General features: G+C 55.6%; 22 protein-coding genes. 11 read left to right on the top strand and 11 right to left on the bottom strand.

Annotated elements, in window-relative coordinates:
* Window positions 1-346 precede the first annotated feature (346 nt).
* Complete coding sequence (locus BS640_RS09525) at window positions 347-2068, bottom strand: ABC-F family ATP-binding cassette domain-containing protein (RefSeq protein WP_084912452.1); 1722 nt, start codon at window positions 2066-2068, stop codon at window positions 347-349.
* A gap of 308 nt (window positions 2069-2376) precedes the next feature.
* Here BS640_RS09525 and hglS point away from each other — a divergent pair, with 308 nt between their 5' ends.
* The 6 genes from hglS to BS640_RS09555 all read left to right on the top strand — a co-directional run bounded on the left by hglS (window position 2377) and on the right by BS640_RS09555 (window position 7174).
* Entirely contained in the window at window positions 2377-3735 is a 1359-nt protein-coding gene (hglS, locus tag BS640_RS09530; RefSeq protein WP_084912453.1) for a 2-oxoadipate dioxygenase/decarboxylase HglS, read from the top strand.
* Window positions 3736-3832: 97 nt separating this feature from the next.
* Window positions 3833-4531 carry an SDR family NAD(P)-dependent oxidoreductase gene (locus tag BS640_RS09535; RefSeq protein ID WP_084912454.1) on the top strand — a complete coding sequence of 233 codons (699 nt, stop codon included), beginning with the start codon at window positions 3833-3835 and terminating at the stop codon, window positions 4529-4531.
* Entirely contained in the window at window positions 4531-5259 is a 729-nt protein-coding gene (locus BS640_RS09540; RefSeq protein WP_084912455.1) for a biotin--[acetyl-CoA-carboxylase] ligase, read from the top strand. The genes BS640_RS09535 and BS640_RS09540 overlap by 1 nt, the downstream gene beginning before the upstream one ends.
* Window positions 5260-5314: 55 nt before the next feature.
* Window positions 5315-5989, top strand: a complete 675-nt coding sequence (locus BS640_RS09545; protein WP_084912456.1) for an energy-coupling factor ABC transporter ATP-binding protein — start codon at window positions 5315-5317, stop codon at window positions 5987-5989.
* Window positions 5986-6639 carry an energy-coupling factor transporter transmembrane component T family protein gene (locus tag BS640_RS09550; protein WP_084912457.1) on the top strand — a complete coding sequence of 218 codons (654 nt, stop codon included), beginning with the start codon at window positions 5986-5988 and terminating at the stop codon, window positions 6637-6639. Before BS640_RS09545 ends, BS640_RS09550 begins: the two co-directional genes overlap by 4 nt.
* Window positions 6629-7174, top strand: coding sequence for a biotin transporter BioY (locus tag BS640_RS09555; protein ID WP_017491869.1), 546 nt, complete (start codon window positions 6629-6631; stop codon window positions 7172-7174). Before BS640_RS09550 ends, BS640_RS09555 begins: the two co-directional genes overlap by 11 nt.
* An 89-nt stretch (window positions 7175-7263) precedes the next feature.
* Here BS640_RS09555 and BS640_RS09560 read toward each other — a convergent pair whose 3' ends face one another.
* Complete coding sequence (locus BS640_RS09560) at window positions 7264-8253, bottom strand: zinc-dependent alcohol dehydrogenase family protein (protein WP_017491868.1); 990 nt, start codon at window positions 8251-8253, stop codon at window positions 7264-7266.
* 71 nt (window positions 8254-8324) lie between these two features.
* On the opposite strand from BS640_RS09560, the gene BS640_RS09565 reads away from it, so the two are divergent.
* The 3 genes from BS640_RS09565 to BS640_RS09575 are packed head-to-tail and all read left to right on the top strand — an operon-like array spanning window position 8325 to window position 11472.
* A complete protein-coding gene (locus tag BS640_RS09565; RefSeq protein ID WP_084912458.1) occupies window positions 8325-8759 on the top strand; it encodes an acyl-CoA thioesterase in 435 nt (144 codons plus the stop codon).
* A 3-nt stretch (window positions 8760-8762) separates the two neighbouring features.
* On the top strand, window positions 8763-10262 hold the full coding sequence (locus tag BS640_RS09570) for a class I adenylate-forming enzyme family protein (RefSeq protein ID WP_084912459.1): 1500 nt from the start codon (window positions 8763-8765) through the stop codon (window positions 10260-10262).
* Window positions 10249-11472 (top strand): thiolase family protein, encoded by a 1224-nt coding sequence (locus BS640_RS09575; protein WP_017491865.1) that lies wholly within the window; start codon window positions 10249-10251, stop codon window positions 11470-11472. The genes BS640_RS09570 and BS640_RS09575 overlap by 14 nt, the downstream gene beginning before the upstream one ends.
* On the opposite strand, the gene BS640_RS09580 is transcribed toward BS640_RS09575, so the two are convergent.
* Both BS640_RS09580 and BS640_RS09585 read right to left on the bottom strand, forming a co-directional pair.
* Window positions 11469-12278 carry an enoyl-CoA hydratase/isomerase family protein gene (locus BS640_RS09580; RefSeq protein WP_017491864.1) on the bottom strand — a complete coding sequence of 270 codons (810 nt, stop codon included), beginning with the start codon at window positions 12276-12278 and terminating at the stop codon, window positions 11469-11471. The genes BS640_RS09575 and BS640_RS09580 overlap by 4 nt on opposite strands.
* A gap of 88 nt (window positions 12279-12366) precedes the next feature.
* Window positions 12367-12786: a hypothetical protein gene (locus BS640_RS09585; RefSeq protein ID WP_017491863.1), complete on the bottom strand. Its 420-nt coding sequence runs from the start codon at window positions 12784-12786 to the stop codon at window positions 12367-12369.
* A gap of 87 nt (window positions 12787-12873) precedes the next feature.
* On the opposite strand from BS640_RS09585, the gene BS640_RS09590 reads away from it, so the two are divergent.
* Complete coding sequence (locus BS640_RS09590) at window positions 12874-13767, top strand: LysR substrate-binding domain-containing protein (RefSeq protein WP_084912460.1); 894 nt, start codon at window positions 12874-12876, stop codon at window positions 13765-13767.
* 5 nt (window positions 13768-13772) lie between these two features.
* On the opposite strand, the gene BS640_RS09595 is transcribed toward BS640_RS09590, so the two are convergent.
* Genes BS640_RS09595 through BS640_RS09615 form a run of 5 tightly spaced genes read right to left on the bottom strand, consistent with a single transcriptional unit; the run spans window position 13773 to window position 20500 of the window.
* Window positions 13773-15455: a dipeptide ABC transporter ATP-binding protein gene (locus BS640_RS09595; protein ID WP_084912461.1), complete on the bottom strand. Its 1683-nt coding sequence runs from the start codon at window positions 15453-15455 to the stop codon at window positions 13773-13775.
* Window positions 15445-16986 carry a Sapep family Mn(2+)-dependent dipeptidase gene (locus tag BS640_RS09600; RefSeq protein WP_084912462.1) on the bottom strand — a complete coding sequence of 514 codons (1542 nt, stop codon included), beginning with the start codon at window positions 16984-16986 and terminating at the stop codon, window positions 15445-15447. Before BS640_RS09600 ends, BS640_RS09595 begins: the two co-directional genes overlap by 11 nt.
* 27 nt (window positions 16987-17013) lie before the next feature.
* Window positions 17014-17907: an ABC transporter permease gene (locus tag BS640_RS09605; RefSeq protein WP_084912463.1), complete on the bottom strand. Its 894-nt coding sequence runs from the start codon at window positions 17905-17907 to the stop codon at window positions 17014-17016.
* Window positions 17904-18869 carry an ABC transporter permease gene (locus BS640_RS09610; RefSeq protein WP_084912464.1) on the bottom strand — a complete coding sequence of 322 codons (966 nt, stop codon included), beginning with the start codon at window positions 18867-18869 and terminating at the stop codon, window positions 17904-17906. The genes BS640_RS09605 and BS640_RS09610 overlap by 4 nt, the downstream gene beginning before the upstream one ends.
* Window positions 18870-18904: 35 nt before the next feature.
* On the bottom strand, window positions 18905-20500 hold the full coding sequence (locus BS640_RS09615) for an ABC transporter substrate-binding protein (RefSeq protein WP_084912465.1): 1596 nt from the start codon (window positions 20498-20500) through the stop codon (window positions 18905-18907).
* A 325-nt stretch (window positions 20501-20825) separates the two neighbouring features.
* Here BS640_RS09615 and BS640_RS09620 point away from each other — a divergent pair, with 325 nt between their 5' ends.
* Window positions 20826-21455: a LysE family translocator gene (locus BS640_RS09620; RefSeq protein ID WP_017491855.1), complete on the top strand. Its 630-nt coding sequence runs from the start codon at window positions 20826-20828 to the stop codon at window positions 21453-21455.
* Here the strand turns inward: BS640_RS09620 and BS640_RS09625 are convergent.
* Both BS640_RS09625 and BS640_RS09630 read right to left on the bottom strand, forming a co-directional pair.
* A complete protein-coding gene (locus BS640_RS09625; protein ID WP_227952952.1) occupies window positions 21436-22050 on the bottom strand; it encodes a DUF998 domain-containing protein in 615 nt (204 codons plus the stop codon). The genes BS640_RS09620 and BS640_RS09625 overlap by 20 nt on opposite strands.
* Before the next feature lie 26 nt (window positions 22051-22076).
* Window positions 22077-23327 (bottom strand): MFS transporter, encoded by a 1251-nt coding sequence (locus BS640_RS09630; RefSeq protein WP_017491853.1) that lies wholly within the window; start codon window positions 23325-23327, stop codon window positions 22077-22079.
* Window positions 23328-23411 lie beyond the last annotated feature (84 nt).

Here is a 23411-nt window from a genome sequence, read left to right on the forward strand (position 1 = left end):
ATTTATTTCTGGCCGGATATTGAAAGCTTGAGAGTTATCGTTTTCCCAAGGTGTCGAACCCTTATAAAAAAATGCGCTAACTCTCATGACTCATACTAATAAGCCCTTAATAGAATATTGGATCGACATTTTTATTCCTCAATTTACAAATACCTATGGTTGGGTAAATTTGAGACGCTGTTAAATCTGCAACAGGATGAGCGGTACCAGTGACTCGCACTCAAACGACATCACAAATGATAATCATTATCATATCAAGCCAGTATTGGCATCAAAACAGGCACTCCCTCCCCTCAAAGAGCAGAGGAGGGAGGTTGCTGCGGCAGGTCGAATACCTACCCTAAAACTAACTCAGCGCTAATTTCTGCATAACCGCCGCAATATCGGCCCGCAGTTTCTGCTGTAACGCCGGTTTTTGGTGTTTCGCCTTGCGCGCCAGCTCATCCTCAAGCCTCTGCTCTAGCTCACACAGCCGCGCCAGCAGCAGATCCTCACCGGAGAGCACGGCCTCTTCGCCCTGCTCCAACGGCGTTGGCGGTTCGGGTTGATTCAGCGTTTTGCCTGCCAGCAGCTGATACACCGGCTCAAGCTGATGCCACTCCTCGAGGCGATGGTCGTGCACCAGCCAGAAGCGGTTGCAGCCGTTTTCGATCAACGTTCGATCGTGGCTAACCATCAATACCGCGCCCGGAAAATCCCTCAGCGTCTGGGCCAGCTCTTCCTTGCCCTCCATGTCGAGGTGGTTAGTGGGCTCATCGAGCAGCAGCAGCGAATAACGTGCCAGCGTCAGCCCAACGAACAGCAGGCGCGACCGCTCTCCGCCGCTCAGCGAAGCCACCTTTTGCTGATGACGAAGATACGGAAAACCAGCGCCAATGAGCGCCATCTTGCGCCTATCGTCGGTTAAAGGAGCAAAATTACCGAGCGCATCGCATAGGCTGTCGCTGTCGCGAAGCTGATGCAGATTCTGGTCGTAATACCCCACCGCCGCACGGGGATGCCAGCTGATACCGGATTCAGGTTGAGTGAGCGATCGCCACAGCAGGCGCAGTAGCGACGACTTACCGCAGCCGTTACGCCCCATCACCGCAACGCGATCGCCACTTTTCACCCGCAGATTATCGAGGGAAAACAGCGCGGCGGCGTCGGGCGCTGGCGCAACCTCCAGCGTTTCCAGCGCCAGCACGCGATCGGCGTCGAGACTTTCGCCCTGCAACTCTAGCCGCCAGGCATTGGCCGCCGCCAGCGGAGTCTGGTCCTCTTTCAACCTGTCGACCTGTTTCTCCATCTGCTTAGCCTTGCGGGCAAACTTTTCGTTGTCATAAACCTTGCCCCACAGCGCCAGGCGGCTGGCGCTTATCTCAACGCGGTCAATTTCTCGCTGCTCGGCCTGGCGGCGTTCCGCGTCGGTGCTGTCGCGGTGTGCTAACGCCTCGCGTGCCTCACTGCAACGTAGCCCGAAATAGTGCAGCGTCTTGTCACGCAGGATCCAGGTACAGGTCGTTACGCTGTCGAGCAGCGCCACGTCGTGCGAGACCAGAATAAAGCTGCCGTTCCATTGGCTTAGAAAATCGCCCAGCCACAGCAGCGTCGGCAGGTCGAGGTGGTTACCAGGTTCGTCGAGCAGCAGTAAATCCGGCTCGAGAATCAACGCTCTGGCGAGCATCAAACGTGTGTGCTGTCCTCCACTGAGCGTCGAAACCGTCTGGCCCCAGCAGGAAGGCGTAAAGTCCAGCGTCGCCAGCAACCGCTCGGCGCGCCAGCTCTCGGCAAGCCGCTGATTCTCGGGAAGCCGGTCAAGCACCACCGCCAATAGGCTAAGCGCCTTCAGGGACTCGGGCAGATGCTGTTCGATGGTCGCCATCAGGCACTGACCGGCGCGGGTCACCGAACCTGAGCTCGGGCTGAGATGGCCATTAAGAAGATTGAGAAAGGTACTTTTACCGCTGCCGTTATGGCCGATTAAGCCAACGCGATCGCCTTTTTTAAGCGTAAACGAAACCTCAGTCAGCAAAGGACCGAAGGCAGTCTCATAAGAGAGTGATTGGGCAGATAATAGTGTGCTCATTGCTTTTTCCAGAATTACAGGCATTAACATGCCCGTCGTCATTAAAACGCTGACGACAACCCGGAAAGCCGAGGGAAGTACGAGGTTAACTCGTATTTAACTCTTTAGTCGTTTCCGCTCAAGCAGGGTTATCGCAGCACGAGGCCGGATACGCTTGAGCAAGGGCGATTACCAAAGAAGTGTGAGTATTCAATCAAATCACACAACAGCATGGGGTTTCCTCCTTATTAGTCTCTGGTTTAACAATGTTTTCAGTGTATCTTGGAGTGATTAACAGTCAACTTTGATAAAGGGATAAGGTGAACGAGATGGAAAAAAATACGATTTCACAGGACCAAATCCGTGACCGTTTTTCGAAAGCCATGTCACGTATGTATCAGCAGGAAGTGCCGCAGTACAGCACGCTGCTGCAAATTGTTAAGGACACCAACGCAGACTATTTGCGCCAGCACCCGGAAACCTTTTCTCATCAGGTGAAGGACTCGGAGCTTAACCGCCTCGACGTAGAGCGGCACGGTGCGATACGCCTCGGCACGGCCGAAGAGCTCGCGACCATGAGGGCGCTATTTGCGGTGATGGGCATGTCGCCGGTCGGCTACTATGACCTCTCCGCGGCCGGTGTGCCGGTGCATTCCACCGCGTTTCGCCCTATTTCCGAAGCCGCGCTGCGGATAAACCCTTTCCGCGTATTTACCTCGCTGCTGCGCCTTGAGCTGATTGATAATCCTGATTTAAGAGAAAAAGCGCGGCAGATTCTTGCCGCACGCGACATCTTCTCCCCCCGCGTGCGCGAACTGATTGCGGTGAACCAGCAGCATGGCGGGCTCACTGACGCACAGGCTGACGAATTCGTCGCCGAAGCGCTTAAAACCTTCCGCTGGCACAGCGACGCGTTGGTCAGTCTGTATACCTACAACGCGCTGCTCGAACATCATCGCCTTATCGCCGACGTGGTGTCATTTAAGGGACCGCATATCAATCACCTGACGCCAAGAACGCTGGATATCGACCAGGTGCAGCGCAAAATGCCCGAATACGGCATCTCGCCGAAAGAGGTCATCGAAGGGCCACCGCGCCGCAAGGTGCCAATTTTGCTGCGCCAGACCAGCTTCAAGGCGCTCAGTGAGAAAATAACCTTTACCGATTCGGCAGAGGGGCAACACACCGCCCGTTTTGGTGAAATCGAGCAACGCGGACTGGCGCTCACGCCGCAGGGTCGTGCGCTGTACGACAAACTGTTGCTCGAGGCCTCGGGTTCCGACACCTCAAAAGACAATGACGCTCACCAGCGCCACTTCGAGGCCGTTTTCTCCGCCTTCCCGGATGACATCGAATCTTTACGCAAACAAGGGTTGGGTTATTTTAGATATGCGCTCAAAGACGGGGCTACTCTCGCCGCCGCACAGCGCACGAGCGACACACTCGACGAGCTGATTAAACAGGGCAAGGTCAGCGTCACGCCGATTGTGTATGAAGACTTTCTGCCGGTCAGCGCCGCAGGGATTTTCCAGTCGAATCTCGGCAGCGATAAGGGCGCGGTAAGCAGCGGAAATCCAAACCAGGCGGCGTTTGAACAGGCGCTTGGCGCGGCAGTCATTAACGAGTTCTCGCTGTATCAGGCGATCGAGCAAGCTTCGTTGAATGCGATATTCAATCCGACATCGTGACGGTAAATTGTATTTAGCTAATAAAAGCGGAATAATGTACGGCGGCCAAAAAACCGTATATTCCTATTTTTCAATAAGTTAAATAAAAAGGGTTGTCGTGACGCAACAAGTAGCGCTGATTACAGGAGCGAGCCGAGGCATTGGTCGACAAATTGCTCACCATTTTGCCCAAAAAGGCTACAGCCTGATACTGCTGGCCCGTGACCAGAGCCTGCTCGGCCGCCTTAAGCAGACGCTGCCGCTCCAGCCAGAGCAACGGGTGAAAACGATAGCCGTCGATCTTTGCGATGCGCCGTCGGTTGCCAGCAAAGTTCAGGACGCACTGGCCGATTTTGCGCAGCTTGACCTGCTTGTTAACGCCGCCGGAATTTTCCGTCCCGGCTCGAGCGGCGCCACCCTCGGCGATTTCGCCGCCATGCTGGATGTTAACGTCACGGCCATCCACCATCTTTGCCAACTGTGCATTCCGGCGCTGGCCCTTTCCGAAGTGGGCCGCATATTTAGCCTCTCTTCGGTGAGCGGCGTTCAGGCCTTCGGCGGGATCGCCGGATACGCCGCCAGCAAGCACGCACTGGTCGGCTACAGCCTGTCTCTCAGCCGCGAGCTGGCCGCGCAGGGCATTAAGGTGACCGTGCTCTGTCCTGACGTCGTCGATACCGAGATGGCGCAAGGCTCGGGGTTGGAACCGCATCAAATGATTGAAACACAAGATATTTGCCGCGCTATCGAGTTCGTGATGTCCTTATCACCTGCCGCGATGGTTGAACAACTGACCATAGGTCGCATGAGAAGATAATGGAAATCACGTTTTATCAAGAAGTTGACAGCACCAACAGCGAGGCGAAACGCCTGGTTGACGGCGGCAAAGCCCCTGGATTCGCCGTAGTTGCAAAACGCCAGACCGCAGGCCGTGGCCGTTTCGACCGCGTGTGGCAAACGCCGACCGGCAATCTGGCGCTCACCTTTGCCATTCCCGCCCCGCCTTCACGTCCCGACCTGCCCACGCTGGCACTGATGACCGGTCTGGCGCTGCACAACGTGCTGCAACCGCTGCTCGGTGACCGTGCGCAGGTCAAGATAAAATGGCCAAATGATATGCTGGTCAACGGCCATAAAGTTTCCGGTACGCTAATTGAGCGGGTCGGCAAAGTGCTCTACATCGGCGTCGGCGTGAATCTGGTCAGCCGCCCTGAAAACGTGCCTTACGAAACCTTTTCGCTGGCCGAGGTGGTCAATATTACGGTCGAAGAACTGGCCGAGGCGGTAACAGCGCACTGGAGCGCAACGCTGGCGCAATGGCTGGAAACCGGCTTTGCTCCCCTGTGCGACGACTATAACGCCCACCTTTATGGGCGCGGAGAAAGCTTGCGTATCTCGCTCGACCGCGAGCGCGCCGAGTGGGCCGAAGGCACCTGTACCGGCGTGACGCCAGAAGGCCACATCTGCCTTGCAGACTCCGAAGGTCATGTCACCCGCTATAACGCGGGCGATATCGATATTATCCGCACCCTGCAATCGGTTTAAGCCACAGCGGCCCTCTCCCTTTGGCGACGGGCGACTAATCATGAGTAATCGGTAAATGTTGGAATTAAAACAAGTTTCTCACGCATTTGGCGAACGTCGGGTGCTTGAAAACATCACCCTGCAGCTCGACGAAAAGCGCATTGGCGTGGTAGGCAGCAACGGCTGCGGCAAAAGTACCTTTGCACGCCTGCTCAACGGATTACTGATCCCCCAGCACGGCGATGTCATCGTCGACGGACTGAACACTCGCGACAACGGTAAGGCGGTGCGCCGCAAGGTGGGGTTCGTGTTCCAGAACCCGGACAATCAAATCGTGTTTCCTATCGTTGAGGAAGATCTGGCGTTCGGCATGAAGAACCTCGGTCTGCCGAAAGACGTCATCCGCGAACGCATTGACGCAACGCTTGCACGCTATGATATGGAGTCTTTCCGTCAGCACCCGTCGCACTTGCTGAGCGGTGGCCAGAAACAGCTGATGGCCATCTCCGGCGTACTGGTCATGCAGCCCGACTATATCGTGTTTGACGAGCCGACCACGCTCCTCGACCTGCGTAATAAGAAACGTATCGCGCAGGCGATTAATGAAATGGACCAGAAAACTGTCGTTGTTTCTCACGACCTGGAATTCCTGCAGGACTTCGACCGGGTATTGGTGTTTGAAGGCGGTCAGGTGGTAATTGACGATATTCCGAGCGTGGCGTTACCGGCCTACGTCAGGATGATGTCATGACGGTCAGCGAATATATTCACGGGCACTCTTTTATTCACCGCACGCCGCCCGGACTGAAAATTTTAATTTTGGCCGTGCTCGGCACGCTGCTGTTCGTCTTCCCGAATATGATTTTTGCTGCCGCCTCGCTGGCTATTATCGTGATGCTTTATCCACTGGCCGGTATTTCCCCGAAGGTCATGCTGGCACAAATTAAGCCGATCCTGGCCATTCTGGTGCTGTTATTTCTGGTGCAGCTATTTATGGTTAACTGGCAATCGGGCGTGCTGGTCATTGTTCGCCTGAGTGCCTTGATGCTGACCGCCTCGTTAATCACCTTAACCACCCGCAGCTCAGACATGATAGACGCGCTGGAAAAACGGCTGGCGTGGCTTTATTTCATCGGTATTAATCCGGCCAAAATAAGCCTTGCGCTGTCGCTCGCGCTGCGCTTTATTCCGGTGTTAGCTGCCATTACTCAGGAAGTCCGCGAGGCACAAAAGGCGCGCGGCCTGAATAACAGCGTTATTGCGGTGGCTATTCCGGTGATTGTCCGCACCTTGAAAATGGCGGATAGTATCGCCATGGCGCTCGAGGCCCGCGCCTACGACCCACAGTCACCGTATCGCGCCAAAAAATCATCCAAAAAAGAGACCTCTGATGTCGACTAAAGATATTGTTTATATTGCCCTGTTTGCGGCAATTACCGCTGCGATGGGATTATTTCCTGCTTTTACGCTGCCTATTATTGCCGTGCCGATTACCGCCCAGTCGATGGGGCCGATGCTGGCGGGCGCAATCGCCGGTGCAAAACGCGGTGCGCTGGCCATGGTGCTGTTCGACCTGCTGGTGATGGTCGGTCTGCCACTGCTGGCCGGTGGACGCGGCGGAGTGGGAATCTTCCTCGGCCCGAGCGGCGGTTTTATTTTGGCCTGGCCGATTGCCGCGCTGCTGATTGGTTATCTGTACGAGAAAAATATCCGTTCACTGTCGGTGGTTAAAGAGGCGGTGTTTATTACGCTGGGCGGCATTGTGATTATTTATTCAGCGGGGATTCCATGGATCTCGGCCTTCGCCAAAATAACCCTTAGTCAGGCGGCAATCGGCGCAATGGGCTTTATCCCCGGCGATATTATCAAGGTTATTCTGACCGTGCTTATCGTCAGGCCGGTAAGGAAGGCTTATCCTACGCTGGAATCTCGCTAATATTGCGCTCGAGTGAAACTGAGCAAATAATAAAAAAGCTGCGCAGACGCTGACGCAGCTTTTTTTATTTTCACTAGCCGGCGAGCGTATTACATCTCAATCAAAATCTTGCCTTTAAGCGTGCCCGAAAGTGCGGCGTCTATCGCATCGCTAATATTGCTCAGGCTAAACGCCGTGGCTATCTCAGTGTGGACTACGCCGTCGCGAATCAGGGCCATCACCTGATCAATTTTCCTCTGCACCACCGATTTCTCTTGGCTGTGCACCCACTGACGCAGGTGGAAGTTCATAAAGCGAATGTCGGGGCGTGTACGCCAGAAGGTTGGCGGAACCGGCTTACCCGAGAGCAGGCCGTAGTGAATAAACTGCCCGCCCGCGACCAGCGTATCGGCAAACATCAGGGATTCATCACCGCCGATGCAGTCAAAAATCGCCTCGACGCCGCCGCTGCGCTTGAGCCGTTCCAGCGCCTGCGGGAAGGCAGGATCGCTGGAGTTAAGCACATACTCCGTGCGGTATCCCGCAAAAATATCGAGATTTTCCTTCTTACGCACCACCGCAACCGGCGTCAGACCCCTCTGATTCGCCAAGCGGATAAGCATCTTACCGATAGCCGAATTGGCGGCGTTGATAAGCACCCGCTGGCCCGGCTTGAAGTCCAGCGCCTCGGTCAGCATCAGCAGTGCCGTCATCGGATTAACGTAGCTGTTCACCGCCTGACGATCGCTGACGAAATCGGGCAGCGTAAAGCACCACTCGGGCTTGGTATCCTTGAAGGTCTGCCAGTTGCCCATGCTGCCTATTGGCAACACCCGCTGGCCCACGGGCAGGTGGCTTCCTTGCGGTGCCTGCTCAATCACGCCAACCCCTTCAAAACCCGGCACAAAGGGGACCGAAATGCGTGAACGGTAGGCACCAGAAATAGTAATAATGTCGGAAGGATTAATGGTGGCGTAGACCATTCTGACCCGAGCATCGCCTGCGGCAAGCGTCGGCAGCGCCGTGTTTTCAAGCTGAACCACGTCGCGGATTGGGCCGAACTCTCTGACTATTGCTCTGGTGAGGACTTTATCTTTCATGTAACATTTTCTTCAGAGAAAACCGTTTAACGGGTTGTAGTTGTAATGAATTGTTGCGATAGGTCGTGTAAATGAAGAGTCATAATGAGGTAGAGGCGTTTCGCGTGTCAATGCGAGATATAGATCTCAATGGTCATGTGCATAATTCAGTCTATTTAGACTATTTTGAAGACGCCGTGGTTAATCAATTGCGCGCCAATGAGATGATTAATTATTTTCGACCGGCCACCTCGGGCGTCTCTTATCATGTCAAGAAGTGCGAAGCGGTTTTCCTTTATCCTCTTACGGTTGACGACGTTATTCTCCCTGCGGTCTATATCGAGAAGTTAGGCAATAGCAGTTTAATCTTTAATATCAAATTAGAAATTAAAGATAAGAATGTTATTTGTGCTGAGGGCAAACTGATCTGGGTATGTGTCAATATTGACGATAATAAACCGCGCCCGATTCCCGACGACACCCGCAAGCTGTTGGCGACTCAATTCACCTTTATCGAGCCGGAGTAAGTCATGCCGGTTCACGACAAGGTAAAACAGCACGCCGAGCGTATGGGCGCGCAGACGGCGGTCAATATTGAAGGCAAGACGCTCAGCTGGAAACAGCTTTGGCTGCGTGCGCTAAGCTTCTACGCCGCCATGGTGAAGTCGCCAGCGCGCGGAAGTGCCTTTGCGCCGGGAAAAGTCATCGCCGTTGCGCTGGGTAATGACCTCGAATTTGCCCCCGCGTGGCTTGCCGCCACCGCTAATACGCACATTTGCGCGGTGATTGACCCGCAGCTGCCTCTCAGCCAGTTGGATGACGTCCTCGCCCGCCTCGCGCCAGACCTGCTGCTGGTTAAAGGCGCGCACGCTGCCTTAATCGAGGCCGCTCAGCGCATGAACATCAATGTGTTGCCGGTAGAGCAAGTCGCTGACGCCGAAGCCAGCGAGGCCGAGGCGCAGGCGTTTATCCGCCACGTCGATGCCGCAACGCCCTTTCTGATTAATTTCACCTCTGGTACCACCAGCACGCCGAAGGCCTTTATGCGTTCTCGTCGTTCGTGGCGAGTGAGCTTCCGTAACGGCTACGATATTTTTAATCTCTCCTCTGCGGCTTGCACGCTGTTTCCCGGCCCGCTGTTTCATGGCATCGGGCTTTACTGTCTGAACGAGGCGCTGGACGCAGGAGCGACCTTGTATTGCATGGAGAAGTGGGACGCCCATAGGGCACTCGCCCTGCTGGTTGAGCATCAGATTCAACGCCTGGTGCTGGTGCCGACGATGCTGACCGCCTTCTCGCGTATCGACGCGGCAGCGCTACCGTGCGTCATGCATCTGCTGAGCGCAGGTGCCAAGCTTGAGTTCAATCATTACCGGCAGGCGCGCGCCAAGTTTCCAAACGCCGGGATTCAGGAGTACTACGGCGCGTCAGAGTTAGGGTTTATCGCCGTCTCGTCACTCAACGATGACAACGTTGACTCGGCGCTGCCCACCGTTGGCCTGCCCTTCCCCGAGGTCAGCTGGTCAATTCGCGATGAGCAGGGCCAACAGCTCGGCAAAAATCAACCGGGTATTATTTACCTCGACAGCGAACAGGCGTGCATGGGGTATCTGTGGGGCGATGACGGCAAAGCTTTCAAGCAGCAGCCCTTTGGCTCGACCGTTCACGACCTGGGCTATATTAACGATCAAGGTCGACTGCACGTCATTGGGCGCAGCGGCGACATGATTGTCAGCGGCGGCAACAATATCTACCTTTCAGAGGTTGAGTCGGTGCTGAAGTCTCTGCCGGGGATCGTCGAGGCGGTGGTGCTGGCGGTTGACGACGCCTATCTCGGTAAAAAGATGGTTGCCTTTATCGAAACTGAAAAGATCGATATCGCCACGCTGCCGACGCTGTGCCTCACGCAGTTGGCGAAATATAAAATTCCTGCCCAGTTCTGCAAGGTGAGCCACTGGCCATTAACGCCCAGCGGTAAAATTCGACGCAGCGTACTCGAGGAAAGGTTCATTAACCATGAAATCAACTGACATTTCACTCAATTACCAGCCCGCCAGCGACTGCGAACCGGTTATCGTCGAGGCCTGCCGCACGCCGATTGGCAAAGCCTACGGCATCTTCGCCACGCTGAGCATGGAAACGCTGCTGGCCCCGCTGTTCCATAAGATTCTTGACCAGCAGAAGATCCAGCCCGCCGACGTCGACGAAGTCATTCTCGGCAATGCGACCGGCGGCGGCGGCAACATTGCACGCCTCGCGGCACTGCACGCCGGACTGCCGGATTCAGTTCCCGCCGTCACCCTTGACAGGCAGTGTGGCTCGGGCTTAGAAGCGGTGATCCACGCCTGCCGCCTGGTGCAGGCCGGGGCCGGGGAATGTTATCTGGCGGGCGGCGTTGAGAGCGTCAGCACGGCGCCATGGCGGGTAGAGAAACCGCAGACTCTGAAACAAATGCCGCGCTTCTATGCCCGGGCACGCTTCTCGCCCGACGAAATCGGTGACCCGGACATGGGGATCGCCGCCGAAAATGTGGCACAGAAATGCGGCATCAGTCGTCAACGGCAGGACAGCTTTGCCCTGCGTAGCCACCAGCGTGCGGTATCCGCCGCGCAAAACGGTCTGTTTGCCGATGAAATTGTTGCGGTTGAGGTTGGCGGAGAAACGCGGCGAGAAGACGAATGCCCGCGCCCTAACGCCTCGATGGCCGGGTTGGAGAAGCTGTCGCCGGTGTTTGTGGCTAATGGCAGCGTGACGGCGGGCAACTGCTGTCCGCTGAACGACGGGGCGTCGCTGCTGCTGGTCATGAGCCGTAAAAAGGCCAGAGAATGGGGTTTTACGCGCGGGCTGATGTTTGTCGATGCGTGTAGCGCAGGCGTCTCGCCAAACTATCTCGGGCTGGGTCCGGTGCCCTCAACGCAGAAACTGCTGGCGCGCCAGCCTGCACTGACGCTGGACGACGTCAGCATCATTGAATTCAACGAAGCCTTTGCGGCGCAGGTACTGGGGTCAATCGATGCACTCGGCATTGATGAACAGCGCATCAATCTTCAGGGCGGTGCGATTGCGCTCGGGCATCCCTACGGCGCATCGGGCGGGGTAATGGTAACGCGACTCTTCAGCCAGCTCATCCGCCAGAAAAGCCACGATGAAACACTCGCGCATCCACAGTTTGCGATGGCCATGCTGGGCATCGCCGGTGGGCTCGGACTGACGGCACTGTTTAAGACCACAGTGCTTTAAACGCCCTTCCAGCGCGGTTCGCGCTTTTCTTTAAACGCCTGCGTGCTTTCGGCAAAGTCTTGGCTTTGCCGAATCTGCGCCAGCTCCCGCTGAATATGTTCCTCGAGCGTGGCGGGATCGCCGTGAAGGCGGTGTTCTATCAGCGCATTACAGGCCTGCACCGCCAGCGGCGCGTTGCGGGTGACCTGCAAAGCCAGCTCCAGCGCCGTGTCGATCAGCTTTTCTCTTTCTGCCAGTCGATTAATCAACCCAAGACTCAATGCCCGCGACGCGTCCAGCGCGCTCCCGGCCAGAATCATCTCTTTAACGACTGCCGCCGGTAGCAGGGTGGCGAGTTGGCTAATTCCTCCGCCAATCGGCAACAGGCTGTGCCGTGTCTCGGGCAGCGCCAGACTGACGTGCTGCTCGGCAACCAGTAAATCGCAGTGCAGCGCCAACTCCAGACCGCCCCCGAAGGCGTGGCCGTTGAGCGCGGCAATCCACACCTTTCGTCTTGGCATAAACTGCAATGGACTGTAGCCACCGTGGGCGTTCAGCAGCCCCTTGCCGTCATCGATAAACGCCTCTTTCAGATCTGCCCCGGCACAAAAAATTTTCTCGCCCGCCCCGGTCAGGATCACCACTTGGATCTCTTGCGATTTTTCGACCCGCGCGACAATCTGCCCCAGTTCATCGACCATCTGTGCATTATAGGCGTTGTGCGCCTCGGGACGGTTAAGCGTCACCAGCGCAACCTGTTCACTCAACTGTTGGCAGGCCAGAGTAATAAAAGATTCGCGCTGAAAGAGAGGGCTAGCGTGGCGCATAAATATCCTGAGAAAAGGTTTAAACATGGCGTGGATGCGCTAAATAGTACCTGCCTCTCATGCCCCCTGCCAGCCGTAATTCTGCGCATCAGAAACAGTAATAGGTCAGCGCCAGCAGAATGAGCGCCACGCCCGCTCCCACCGACCCCAGCGCCTCAAGCCAGCAGGCGGCCGCGAGGCGGGTCTGGGCCCGTAATGTTTTGTTGAGCCACGGACGTGAACTGGTTTTCTCGTTAATCCAAAGCGCAATCAACAGCACGGTCGCCACACCGTTGCTGGCATAAGTCAGCGGAGACGCCAGCCCGTTGTGCGCCCAGCTTGCCCAGGCAAACAGCAAGCCGGCAATCCCCAACGTCGCCAATACCAGCGATAACGCCCCCAACAGCGTTTCTCTTAACGTTTCCGTCGCCTTCCGCTCGCGGTGCGGTGTCATTTCTCTCTGTAGACGTAGCATCATCCTGCCCTGCCCCTGATTTGATTTACCGATAGCGGGATAAACAAAATTCATCCTCGCGTCATTGTAAAACCAGATTACATCGCTTAGCTTTGGGCAATCAAAGTCATAGATTTCAGCCATGGATGAAAATAACTCATCATGAAAGATAAACGCCTGCCGCCGTTGGGCTCGCTCAAGGCCTTCGATGCCGTAGCGCGTCTCGGCAGCTTCAAGCGCGCCGCTGATGAGATAGGCGTAACGCCCACCGCCATCAGCCATCAGATTCGGGTGCTCGAAGAGTCGCTGGAGACGGCGGTGCTGTTACGCAGCGCGCGCGAAGTCACGCTCACGTCTGCGGGCACGCGACTTCAGCAGGCCACACAGCGGGCTTTTGCCAGCCTGCAGGATGCAGTCAACGACATCTACCGTAGCCAGCTGCCCCCGGCACTGACACTGACGACCACCTCAAACTTTCTCACGCATTGGCTGGTGCCGCGCCTGGCCCATTTACGCGCCAGCGTTCCTGCGCTCGACCTGCGGCTGCACACCAGCGTCGAACTGGTCGATTTAAGCAAAAATACCGTCGATGTGGCGATCCGCTACAGCATGGAGGCCGACGACCAGCTGGAGTCGACGCTGCTGCATGAAGACACCTTTGTGTTGGTCGCCAGCCCGTCTCTGGGCATCACGCGGCTGGAACAGCTCAACCAGGTGACGCTGTTTCACGTCGAGAACCGGCATATTCCGCTGCCGTCGCCAGACTGGCCGCAGTGGCGCGACCGCTATGGCCCAGCGTCTCTGAATATTGATGCGGGACTTAGCTTTACCGATGAAACCCACGCCATTCAGGCCGCCATCGCCGGACAGGGCGTCGCAATCGTCAGCAGTCTGCTGGCGAAAGATTTCATTGAGAAAAATATTCTCACCGTGCCGTTCGACCACGCGCTAGCGGGAGGAAAATACTATTTCGTCACTACACGCGAGAAAGCCGCTCGAGAAGACATCTGCGCATTAAAAGGTTGGATGCAGGCGCAGTTAAGCGCTGCAAACTGATCGCGTCACGCCCCGTTGGCGGCAGCCTCAGGGGTTGGAAAAAGCCAGGGGGCACGGGCACGTCGCTTGTTCTCCTGATGCTGCGGATTCGCGAGCGGCACGCTGTCAACAAGCGCCTGGGTATACTCGCTCTGGGGCCGTAAAAACAGATCCCCGACTCGCCCCTGCTCCACGATACGACCTTTCTTCAAGACCACCGCCGAGTGACACAGGCTGCGCACCACGGCCAAGTCGTGACTGATGAACAGACACGCAAACTGATACTCCTGCTGAAGGTCGCGCAGCAGGTTAAGAATACTTTTCTGAATCGAGACATCCAGCGCGGAGGTTGGCTCGTCGGCAATCAGCAGCTCGGGATTAAGCGCAATCGCCCGTGCGATGGCAATACGCTGACACTGGCCGCCCGAGAGCTCATAAGGGTATCTTGCAGACCACGTCGCAGGCAGCCCGACCTGATCGATGAGAGAATTTACCCGCGCATCAATATCCCGTCGAGTGAGCGCCGAATGAGTCAATAAAGGCTCGGCAATCGACTGACCCAGGGTCATACGCGGATTTAAAGAGCTAAAAGGGTTTTGGAAGATAGCGCCAATTTTGGCTTTGATACGCTGCCGCTCTGTGCGCCCTTTGCCATCGATGGGCTTTCCTGCCAGCGTAATTCGCCCCGCGTCCGCTGGCACAATCCCTAAAAGGGCTTTGCCAAGGGTTGTTTTTCCGCAACCCGACTCGCCGAGTAACCCGAGAAACTCGCCTTTAGCTATCTCAAAGGAAACGCCCTCGACCACGCGATTTTTTTTACCGAAGCCGGCCGCATAGCTAATGCTTAAATCCTCAACCTGCAGGCCTTGGGCAAAAGTATTCTCGTTAAAACGGGTGGCGATAACTTCATGATCAACCGGCGCGGGGATCGCCGCCAACAGATGACGGGTATAGCTATTCCGAGGAGCGGAAAATAGCGTCTGAGCCGGACTCTGTTCAACAATTTTCCCCTGCCGCATCACAATGACTCGCTGCGCGATATCGGCGACGACGCCCATATCGTGCGTTATCAGTAAAATCGCCATTCTATATTGCTGATTGAGCCTGAATAATAAATCCAGTATCTCCTGCTGGGTCGTGACATCCAGCGCGGTGGTCGGTTCGTCGGCGATCAACAGCGTTGGACGACCGGCCAGCGCCATCGCAATCATGATGCGCTGTATCTGTCCGCCGGAAAACTGATGCGGAAAACGGCTTAACCCTTTCTCCGCCTCGGGGATCCCAACCTGCGAAAGCAGCTCGATCGCGCGCGCTTTTCGCTGCCGCGCGTTGAGGCAAGGTTCACCCAGCACAATGGACTCGTCGAGCTGCCTGCCGATAGAAAATACCGGATCCAGCGCGGACGTCGGGTCCTGAAAGATCATCGCCACTTCCCGCCCACGGAGGGCCGAAAGTTGCCAACGAGGCAACTTCAGCAGATCTTTACTCTGAAACACTATCCTGCCCGACAGCTCAGCGTTGGCCGGCAGCAGGCCAGGAATGGCCTGCGCAATCGCCGATTTCCCCGCACCTGATTCGCCGATAATCGCGGCAATTTCTCCCTGATATAGGCAAAAGGTCACCTCTTTGACCGCCGCCACGTCACCGTCGTGGCCGCGATACTTTACGGACAAATTCTCGATGCTCAGCAGCGGAAGACTATCGGTCATTATCGACGAGCCCCTGCTTGAGCCACTGGTCAAAACGCGGCACCGTCAGCGCATAAACCTTGAAGGCCCGTTTGAGATTTTCCAACGAAACAAACTCGTCCGGACCGTGCGGTGAACCGTGCCCGTCAGGGATAAAGTCAGGGCGCGTCGTCACGCTTTCTCCCCTAAAGGTCAGCGCAGGATTACGCCCAAAACCAGGTCCAAAGGTAATCGAGTTCGGCAGCACGCGGGCGTGGGTCGCTCCGCCCATGGTAAACGGCTGGGTTTTCGTTTCTGCAATTTCATCAAAGGTGGTCTGTAGCCGTTTGACCAGCGGGCTGTTTTTATCAATATGCGTCGGTGCATCATCACGCAGGACGGTCAATTTACCGTTCAACGGGTCAATGGCGCGATGCAATGCCGTAAACAGCTCCGTTTTGTCGGTCGAGAGCGGGTAACGAATGTCCAGATAGAGGTCAACGCCCTGTCCGCTTGGAATAGCCAGTCCGCCGTTCAAGGTCAGTTTACCGGTTTCCGCGTCCTCGAAGGCGATGCCTGCGCTCTTGCCCCACGGGTCGGCCAGCAGTTGGCTAATCGCCTGTGCGGCGCGAAAATCCGCATCAGACAACAGTTCGCTGGCCACCAGCGCATCAAGCAAAATCGGGATGGCGTTCTGCGTGTTCTCCGGGAAAGCGGCGTGGCCCGACTTGCCGTGGGACACCAGCAGCACCTCTCCGGCATCTTCAGTAACCGTAATATTGTCGCTCAGTGAAGCGCTTATCTGACCGAGGGCCTGAGTGACCTCGGCCAGTTTTCGGCCCTTCAGGCGCAGCGTCGCGCTTGATGGCACGGCGTTTTCCGCTACCCCCGCCGTCAGCTGGCTCAACAGCGGTCCGGTAGGAACGTGTAGAATCAGATTCAGGCCGCCTTTCTGCGCATAGTTAACCGGAAAACCGCCGTCTGTGATGATGGAATAGCGCGGTACTGGCCCGTTTTTAGCGAAATATTTAAGGTCATTCATACCGATTTCTTCGGCACCGCCATAGATGATGCGCAGCTTGTGATGCAGTGAAACGTCCAGGTCGCGGAACGCGCGCAGCAGGTAAAGGTCGAGCAAAGCGGGACCTTTGTTGTCAGAAGAGCCACGGCCAATCACGAATCCGTCCCGTTCGAAAGGCTCAAACGGCGGGAAGGACCAGTGGTCACCCGCAGGCACCACGTCCAGATGCGAGACAAGCCCCAGTTCCTGTGCGTTTTCGCGGTCGTCAGACAGCACCGAAATAGCATGACCTTCATGGCTTTCAGTCTTAAAACCCAGGGCTTTTGCCCGCGCCTTGACGTGTTCAAAAACGCGGTCAACCTCATTGCCAAAAGGCTTGCCGTCCTGCGCCAATTTTTCATCGGCAATGCTTGGGAAAGAAACCCATTCAAGCAGGTCCTGGATAAATTCGTTTCGATGCTCGTCAAACCAGCGGTCAATTTTTTCTAAAAACTGCGCTTCTTCTGCGGAAACCTTGCCGGTAAAGCTATTTTCTTCAATAGGCTGCGTCATGCGATACTCCTTTAGAAATAGCGTTAGCTAGTGGGTATAAATATCTTTCACGGGTATTGCCGGTCGGGGATTTAATACTCTCGATAGCCCCTCACCGATAAAGTTAATGGCCAGCACCATCAGAACAATCGTGAGACCGGGCGGGATCCACAGCCACCACTCATAGTCGATCACTCGGATGCTCTGCGCGGCAGCGAGCATATTTCCCCAGGACGGCTGCGGCTGTTTCACGCCGAGGCCGATAAAACTCAGCGCCGCCTCGGAAAGAATCGCGTTGGCGACCGCGAGCGTTAAATTCACAATCAGTGGCGCATAGGCGTTTCTCAGCAGATGCCTGAAAACGATAGTGATTCCGCCGACTCCCATCGCCCTGGCGGCCTGCACATAACCACTTTCGCGCAGTGAAAGCAGCTCGGCACGCACTAGACGGGCGATGCCGGTCCAGTGCAGCACGCCGATAATCAGGATAACGTTCCAGGAACTCGCCCCAAGAATGGCGGCCAAGGTGATTGCCAACGCGTAGAACGGAAAACACATGATGATATCGGTGACGCGCATGACGAGTGTGTCGGCGAGGCCCCGTTTGTACCCGGCAATACAGCCGAGTGAGACGCCAATCACCGCCTGAAAGAACACCGCCGCCAGTGCGACCAAAATTGAGACTCGACCGCCGTAAAGCAGGCGGGAAAATACGTCGCGGCCAATTTCATCGGTACCTAACAGATGGTCGGCATCCGGCGGAGCCTCGATGGCGTAAAGGTCCATATCATCGGGACTGTGCGCCGTCAGCCAAGGGGCCAACAGCGCCAACGCCGTGAGCGCCAGCAGAAGGATAAGCCCGACCAGAAAATAGCGGTCGGCAAGCAGCGGACTGAAAATAATGCGCCGCGCGCGGCCGAAAGGTTTGAGTTCCAGCATCATGGTGTCAGCCTCACGCGCGGGTCGACCACGGCATAAAGAATATCGGCCACAATATTGATAATCAGCGTAATCACCGCAAGAAACAACACGATGCCCATCAGTAACGGATAATCGCGTGACTGAATAGCGTCAAAGCTCAAACGCCCTATTCCTGGCCAGTTGAAGATAATTTCGGTCAACAGCGTGGCAGAGAGCAGCGCCGGGATCTCCATGCCAATCACCGTAATCAGCGGTTTTGAGGCATTCTTTAACAGGTGCGGATAAATCACCGCACGCCTTTTCAGGCCCTTGGCAAACAGCGCCTTAATAAAATTCTGATTAATCAGATGGCTGATATCGGAACGCAAATAGCGGCTGAAAATCGCGATATTGCCGATAGCCAGCGTGACGGCCGGGAGAAAGAGGTGTCGTGCGACATCATAGAGATACGCTGCGCCGTGGTCATGGGTGCCCAGCGTTGAAACCCCGGAAACCGGGAACCAGCGCAGGTTGATGGCGAATATTTTCACCAGCAGTATCGCAATAAAAAACACCGGGATAGATATCGCCACGAACGAGAACAGCGAGGCCATAATATCCGGCAAACTTCCGCGACGAAGGCCGAGAAAAATTCCCGCAGGCAGCGCAATCAGCAGCGTAATAAGCAGCGAACTTCCCGCCAGCAAGAGCGTATTAACGATGCGTTCATCGATTAACGTCAACACCGGAGCACCGCTCTGCAACGAATAGCCAAAATCACCAAACACCGCGCGTGAAGCCCAGCGCAGATACTGTAACCACAGCGGGTCAAGATAACCCGCCTGCCTCAGCATCTCCTGCTTTTGCTCCGGGGTGGTCTCTGGGGAAATCATACCGACCAGCGGATCACCGGGCTGGAGTTTTATTAGAAAAAACACCACCAGCGAGATGCCAATCAGTACCGGTATCGATATCACAACGCGGCGCAAAATATAGCTGAACATTATCAATCCTGATTCACGTCAATGGCCAATGGCCGTTACTGTTGCACAGTCCAGTTAGCCACATCGGCAAAGGGCTCATAAGGGTAAGAGTGGTAGCTGACTACCCGTTTACTCAGCGCATAGCCCTGATTCGGAATATAGAGCCAGACGTGGGGAACCTGCTGATTGACCACCTTCAACCAACCGCCAATGTTTGCCCTGAGCCGGTCAGGGTCGATAGTCGAGTTAAACTGCGCCGCATAATTATCTACTTCCGGTGAGGTGAATCTCTCCCACCAGAAATCATTATCGTACTGACCCGGCCGGAAGGTTCCCCCCATCAGCACACCGTCATAGACTTTGCTTTTATCCTGTAGAATTGACAGCGTGGCGTTAAAATCGGCGACGCTCAGCACCACGTTGATGCCTATTTTCTTCAGGTTCTGCTGGATAATAGGCGCGGTAAGCTCACGCGTTCGGTTGCCGGTCGGGTAATTAAGAGTCAGGGTGAATTCCTGACCGTTTTTCTCGACAAACCCATCGCCATTGGAATCGACCCATCCTGCTTCTTTTAGCAGTGCCCTGGCTTTCTCGGGGTTATAAGCATAAGTATTGAGATCTTTTGGATAATAAGGGCTCTGCGGACTGTCTTTGGTATTAAAGACTACGCCGTGCCCGAACAGCAATTTATCGACAATCGCCTGCCTATCGATGCCGTATACCAGAGCCTCTCTGACGCGGGTATCGGCAAGATTGGGATTTCGCGTATCCAGAGACAAATACTGTGCTCCCACGCCGGGTTGCTCGATAATTCTTATTCCGGCATTTTTATAGGTCTGCAAATCTCGGTTATTCCATGAAGACAGTTCAGCAATATCGACATCGCCGTTGATAAGCTCGTTCTGTACCGTCTGGGCATTGGAGATTTTAAACAGCAAGGTTTGGGTTTTTGGCTCGCCGCCGAAATAGTCGTCGTTTCGCTCTAGCTTGACGTACTGGTCTGGCAGAAACTCGACAAACTTGTAAGGCCCCGTTCCGACGGGATGCCTCAGCAGACCGGTGGCTTTATTCCAGTCTTTAACCGGCACCTGGCTCCAGATGTGTTTGGCAAGCACCGGCTTGTCGGCAAAGTGCGAGAAAGCGGCGGCATAAGGCGCGGTAAAGGTAAAACTAATGGTTTGAGGATCAATAACCTTGATACCTTCGAGCGTCGCCGTTTTACCGACGTGGTACGCGTCGTAGCCAACCAGGTGTTTGACGAAGTCCGGCGTATCGCGCGGGAACCCGCCGTCGGCCTCGGTTGCGTAGGTGAAGTAGACATCCTCGGCGGTGAAGGGTTGTCCGTCATGCCATTTCACGCCGGCACGAAGGTGAAGCGTCAGCGTTTTTCCCTGATTGGAATAATCATATTTCTCAGCCAGAGACGGCTTAGGGTTCTGATGTTCATCCAGGATAAACAGGCGGCTAAAGACGGCAGAAATAACGGCGCGGTCATAATCGCTGAAATACAGGGTAGGATGAAAGGTTCCGCTAGGATTACTCCAGATGGCATAACGAATAATACTGTGAGGATTATTATTTTCTGCCGCCGCCGCGTTAAATACCGTCGCAGCGGATAACGCTAACGTTATTGCTTTTAAGAAGACCTTCATCACTCCCCCAGATTATGCTTTGCGTCCCGCAATAGAAAGAATTTTTGGAAATAGAAGACCGTCGCTCTTATTTTTAATTTGAGCGAGATGTCTAAATATGAAGAATAGCGACAACTTATTAATTTAAAAAGTAAATTAATAGCATATGACAGGGCATGCAAATACTTTAAATGGTAATGCTTATCACATTATCGTGTGACTCCCTTCGCGCGGGCAAAGCGTAACAATCTCACTGTGCTGCCCAATTAAAGCCTATCTGTGTCTTAATTCTGGCCCTTTTCATCACGTAGGATAGATTCAGGATTCGATAACCAAAGAGATAAAGATGACTGAATTTTCCACATTTTTTGCCGGTTTACTGGTTTATCTGGTCGGTACGGCCTCACCCGGTCCTGCCAACCTGTCTATCGCCAATGCGGCGATGAATTACGGCAGAAAAGCCGGTCTGGTGCTGGCCTCAGGGGTCATTTCTGGCTCACTGTGCTGGGGAGTGATGACCGGTATCGGGGTGTCGGCCCTGCTGGCCTCTCATCCGGCCTTTATCTTCTGGCTCAAAATCGCCGGTGCCGTTTATCTCTTGTGGCTGGGGTATAAGGCGCTGCGGCGCGCCCTTTCTAACACGCCACCGTCTGCGAAGAAGGTCGGCGAGGCACCCGCCAACTCATTGGGATTCTACCTGCAAGGATTAGGCATTCACCTCACCAACCCCAAGGCGGTGCTAACCTGGTTTACCGTCACCAGCGTCGGTCTGAGCGCCTCGTCCCCTAAAGGCGGCGTGTTCCTGCTGGTCGGCAGCTGTGCGCTGATGGGCATGGCTATCTTTTGCCTCTACGCCGTGGCTTTTTCGGCGCGCTCCGCCGAGGCCTTTTTCCTGCGCACCCGCCGAGGGTTCGATCTGCTGTGCGTCTTTTTCTATCTGCTGTTTGCGCTAGGATTTATCGTTTCACTGCGCTAGAACGCGTCAGCAAAAATACTCCGGTCAGGATTTGCCACAGGGTGATGGGGTAAACCGAGGCACGTTCGATAATGCCGATTGGGAAGAGTGCGGCGGTGATAGCCGCCATACAGGCCAGTCCCAGACAGCCTAAAGACAAACTCAGCCAGGCGTAAGCGGTGAATCCTGGACGGGCGTGCATCATCCAGCCGACGGTAATCAGGCACAGATTACCGCCCGCTATCGCCAGCACCGCCCCTATCTCATGCGGCGTTACGCCTTTGCCCGCCGAGCCGCTGTGGAACAGGGCAATCATCACGCCGCCTGCGCCGTGAAGCAATCCACAGAGCAGAAACAGCCATCGTCCTGAGCCATTAAACAGGGGAAGCAGTAGGCAGCAGGCAATAAAAAACAGCCCCCCCTCAAGGGCAAAGCCGCCGTTCATTATGCTATGCAGCGGAGAACGCAGCGGAATACCGAGGTCACTGATGTAATTCTGACTGTAGGAATAGGCCGGAGAATGCCAGCCTGCCGCACTGACCCACTCCGCCAGCAGATACTGCACGCCGCCGAGGCTAAAACACAGCGCGCCCACTCTTTGTTGAATCTGAGACATCTGCATATTCATCCTGTTAAAAAGGCTTAGGCCGCATTCTTGACCGGTGGCGCGTCGCTCTCAAGACGCTGACGACGTCTCAGGTTGGGGAACCATTTCATCCACAGCGCGACCACCACCAACGTACCGACGCCGCCCAGCGCCGCCGCCGGAACCGCACCCAGCCACGCGGCCAACATGCCGGACTCAAACTCACCGAGCTGGTTTGAGGTATTGATAAATATAGAGTTCACCGCGCTAACGCGGCCACGCATATCGTCCGGGGTTTCGAGCTGCACCAGCGAACCGCGAATTACCATGCTGACCATATCAAAACCGCCGAGGGCAAACAGCGCCAGCATGGACAGCCAGAGTGTCGTTGAAAGCGCAAAAACAATCGTCGCGATGCCAAAACCCGCAACGGCGGCAAACATAGTCATCCCCACGTTGCGGCTCAGCGCACGGCGGCTGAGCCAGAAACCGACCAGCAATGCCCCGACCGCAGGCGCACCGCGCAGCAGGCCAAGCCCCCAGGGACCGGTGTGCAAAATGTCATGGGCAAAGATAGGCAGCAAGGCGGTCGCGCCGCCGAGGAGCACGGCGAACAGGTCTAGCGAGATAACGCCCAGCACGTCGGGGCGATTGCGGATAAAACTGATCCCGGCAAACAGCGTCTTGAAAGTGGCCGGGACGCGGCGAGGCGGTGCCTGCTCGTAGCGCAAACGGCTGACCATCAGCGCGGAGAGCAGATAGAGCGCCGTACAGACACCATAGACCACGTCGGCGCCGGCGATATACAGCAGGCCCCCGAGCGCAGGTCCGACCATCGCCGAGGCCTGCCCCGCAACGCTGTTGGCCGCCATCGCGCGCGGTAGCACGGCCGGTGGCACCAGCGCAGGCAGCATCGACAGCTGCGACGGCCCCTCCATCGCCTTGGCCGTCGAGGCGACAAACAGCAGACCGAGCACGATAAACTCGTTGATGTGATGGGTGAACGTCATCGCGGCCAACGCCGCAATTGCCAGCGCCTCAACCAGCTGCGCCAGCACCACGATACGGCGGCGGTCGAACTGATCGGCAAGATGACCGGCGACCAGCGCCAGTGAAACCGACGGCAGAAACTGCACCAGACCAATCAGACCAAGGTCCAAGGCACGGCCGGTAATCGAATAAATCTGCCAGCTGACCACAATGGTCAGCATCTGAAAACCAAAGCTGGAGGAGGCGCGAGCTATCCAGAAAGCGACAAAAGAACGGTGTTGCAACAGCGAGTCCGAGTGAACGGAAGGAGGAGGCATGATGGTTCCCTGAAAAAAAATCGTTCAACGTAATAATAGTTATTCAACTATACAAAAAAGTATTTTTACCATAGATAATTAACA

The sequence above is a fragment of the Rouxiella badensis genome (genome assembly GCF_002093665.1).
Taxonomy (GTDB): Bacteria; Pseudomonadota; Gammaproteobacteria; order Enterobacterales; family Enterobacteriaceae; genus Rouxiella; species Rouxiella badensis.

Coding starts and splice junctions, on each gene's coding strand:
- BS640_RS09600 (WP_084912462.1), bottom strand. CDS start 16,986: ATGACGCAGCCTATTGAAGAAAATAGCTTTACCGGCAAGGTTTCCGCA.
- BS640_RS09610 (WP_084912464.1), bottom strand. CDS start 18,869: ATGTTCAGCTATATTTTGCGCCGCGTTGTGATATCGATACCGGTACTG.
- BS640_RS09605 (WP_084912463.1), bottom strand. CDS start 17,907: ATGATGCTGGAACTCAAACCTTTCGGCCGCGCGCGGCGCATTATTTTC.
- BS640_RS09555 (WP_017491869.1), top strand. CDS start 6,629: ATGTCGACTAAAGATATTGTTTATATTGCCCTGTTTGCGGCAATTACC.
- BS640_RS09595 (WP_084912461.1), bottom strand. CDS start 15,455: ATGACCGATAGTCTTCCGCTGCTGAGCATCGAGAATTTGTCCGTAAAG.
- BS640_RS09550 (WP_084912457.1), top strand. CDS start 5,986: ATGACGGTCAGCGAATATATTCACGGGCACTCTTTTATTCACCGCACG.
- BS640_RS09560 (WP_017491868.1), bottom strand. CDS start 8,253: ATGAAAGATAAAGTCCTCACCAGAGCAATAGTCAGAGAGTTCGGCCCA.
- BS640_RS09590 (WP_084912460.1), top strand. CDS start 12,874: ATGAAAGATAAACGCCTGCCGCCGTTGGGCTCGCTCAAGGCCTTCGAT.
- BS640_RS09575 (WP_017491865.1), top strand. CDS start 10,249: ATGAAATCAACTGACATTTCACTCAATTACCAGCCCGCCAGCGACTGC.
- BS640_RS09615 (WP_084912465.1), bottom strand. CDS start 20,500: ATGAAGGTCTTCTTAAAAGCAATAACGTTAGCGTTATCCGCTGCGACG.
- BS640_RS09570 (WP_084912459.1), top strand. CDS start 8,763: ATGCCGGTTCACGACAAGGTAAAACAGCACGCCGAGCGTATGGGCGCG.
- BS640_RS09625 (WP_227952952.1), bottom strand. CDS start 22,050: ATGTCTCAGATTCAACAAAGAGTGGGCGCGCTGTGTTTTAGCCTCGGC.
- BS640_RS09565 (WP_084912458.1), top strand. CDS start 8,325: ATGAAGAGTCATAATGAGGTAGAGGCGTTTCGCGTGTCAATGCGAGAT.
- BS640_RS09545 (WP_084912456.1), top strand. CDS start 5,315: ATGTTGGAATTAAAACAAGTTTCTCACGCATTTGGCGAACGTCGGGTG.
- BS640_RS09585 (WP_017491863.1), bottom strand. CDS start 12,786: ATGAATTTTGTTTATCCCGCTATCGGTAAATCAAATCAGGGGCAGGGC.
- BS640_RS09630 (WP_017491853.1), bottom strand. CDS start 23,327: ATGCCTCCTCCTTCCGTTCACTCGGACTCGCTGTTGCAACACCGTTCT.
- BS640_RS09525 (WP_084912452.1), bottom strand. CDS start 2,068: ATGAGCACACTATTATCTGCCCAATCACTCTCTTATGAGACTGCCTTC.
- hglS (WP_084912453.1), top strand. CDS start 2,377: ATGGAAAAAAATACGATTTCACAGGACCAAATCCGTGACCGTTTTTCG.
- BS640_RS09540 (WP_084912455.1), top strand. CDS start 4,531: ATGGAAATCACGTTTTATCAAGAAGTTGACAGCACCAACAGCGAGGCG.
- BS640_RS09620 (WP_017491855.1), top strand. CDS start 20,826: ATGACTGAATTTTCCACATTTTTTGCCGGTTTACTGGTTTATCTGGTC.
- BS640_RS09580 (WP_017491864.1), bottom strand. CDS start 12,278: ATGCGCCACGCTAGCCCTCTCTTTCAGCGCGAATCTTTTATTACTCTG.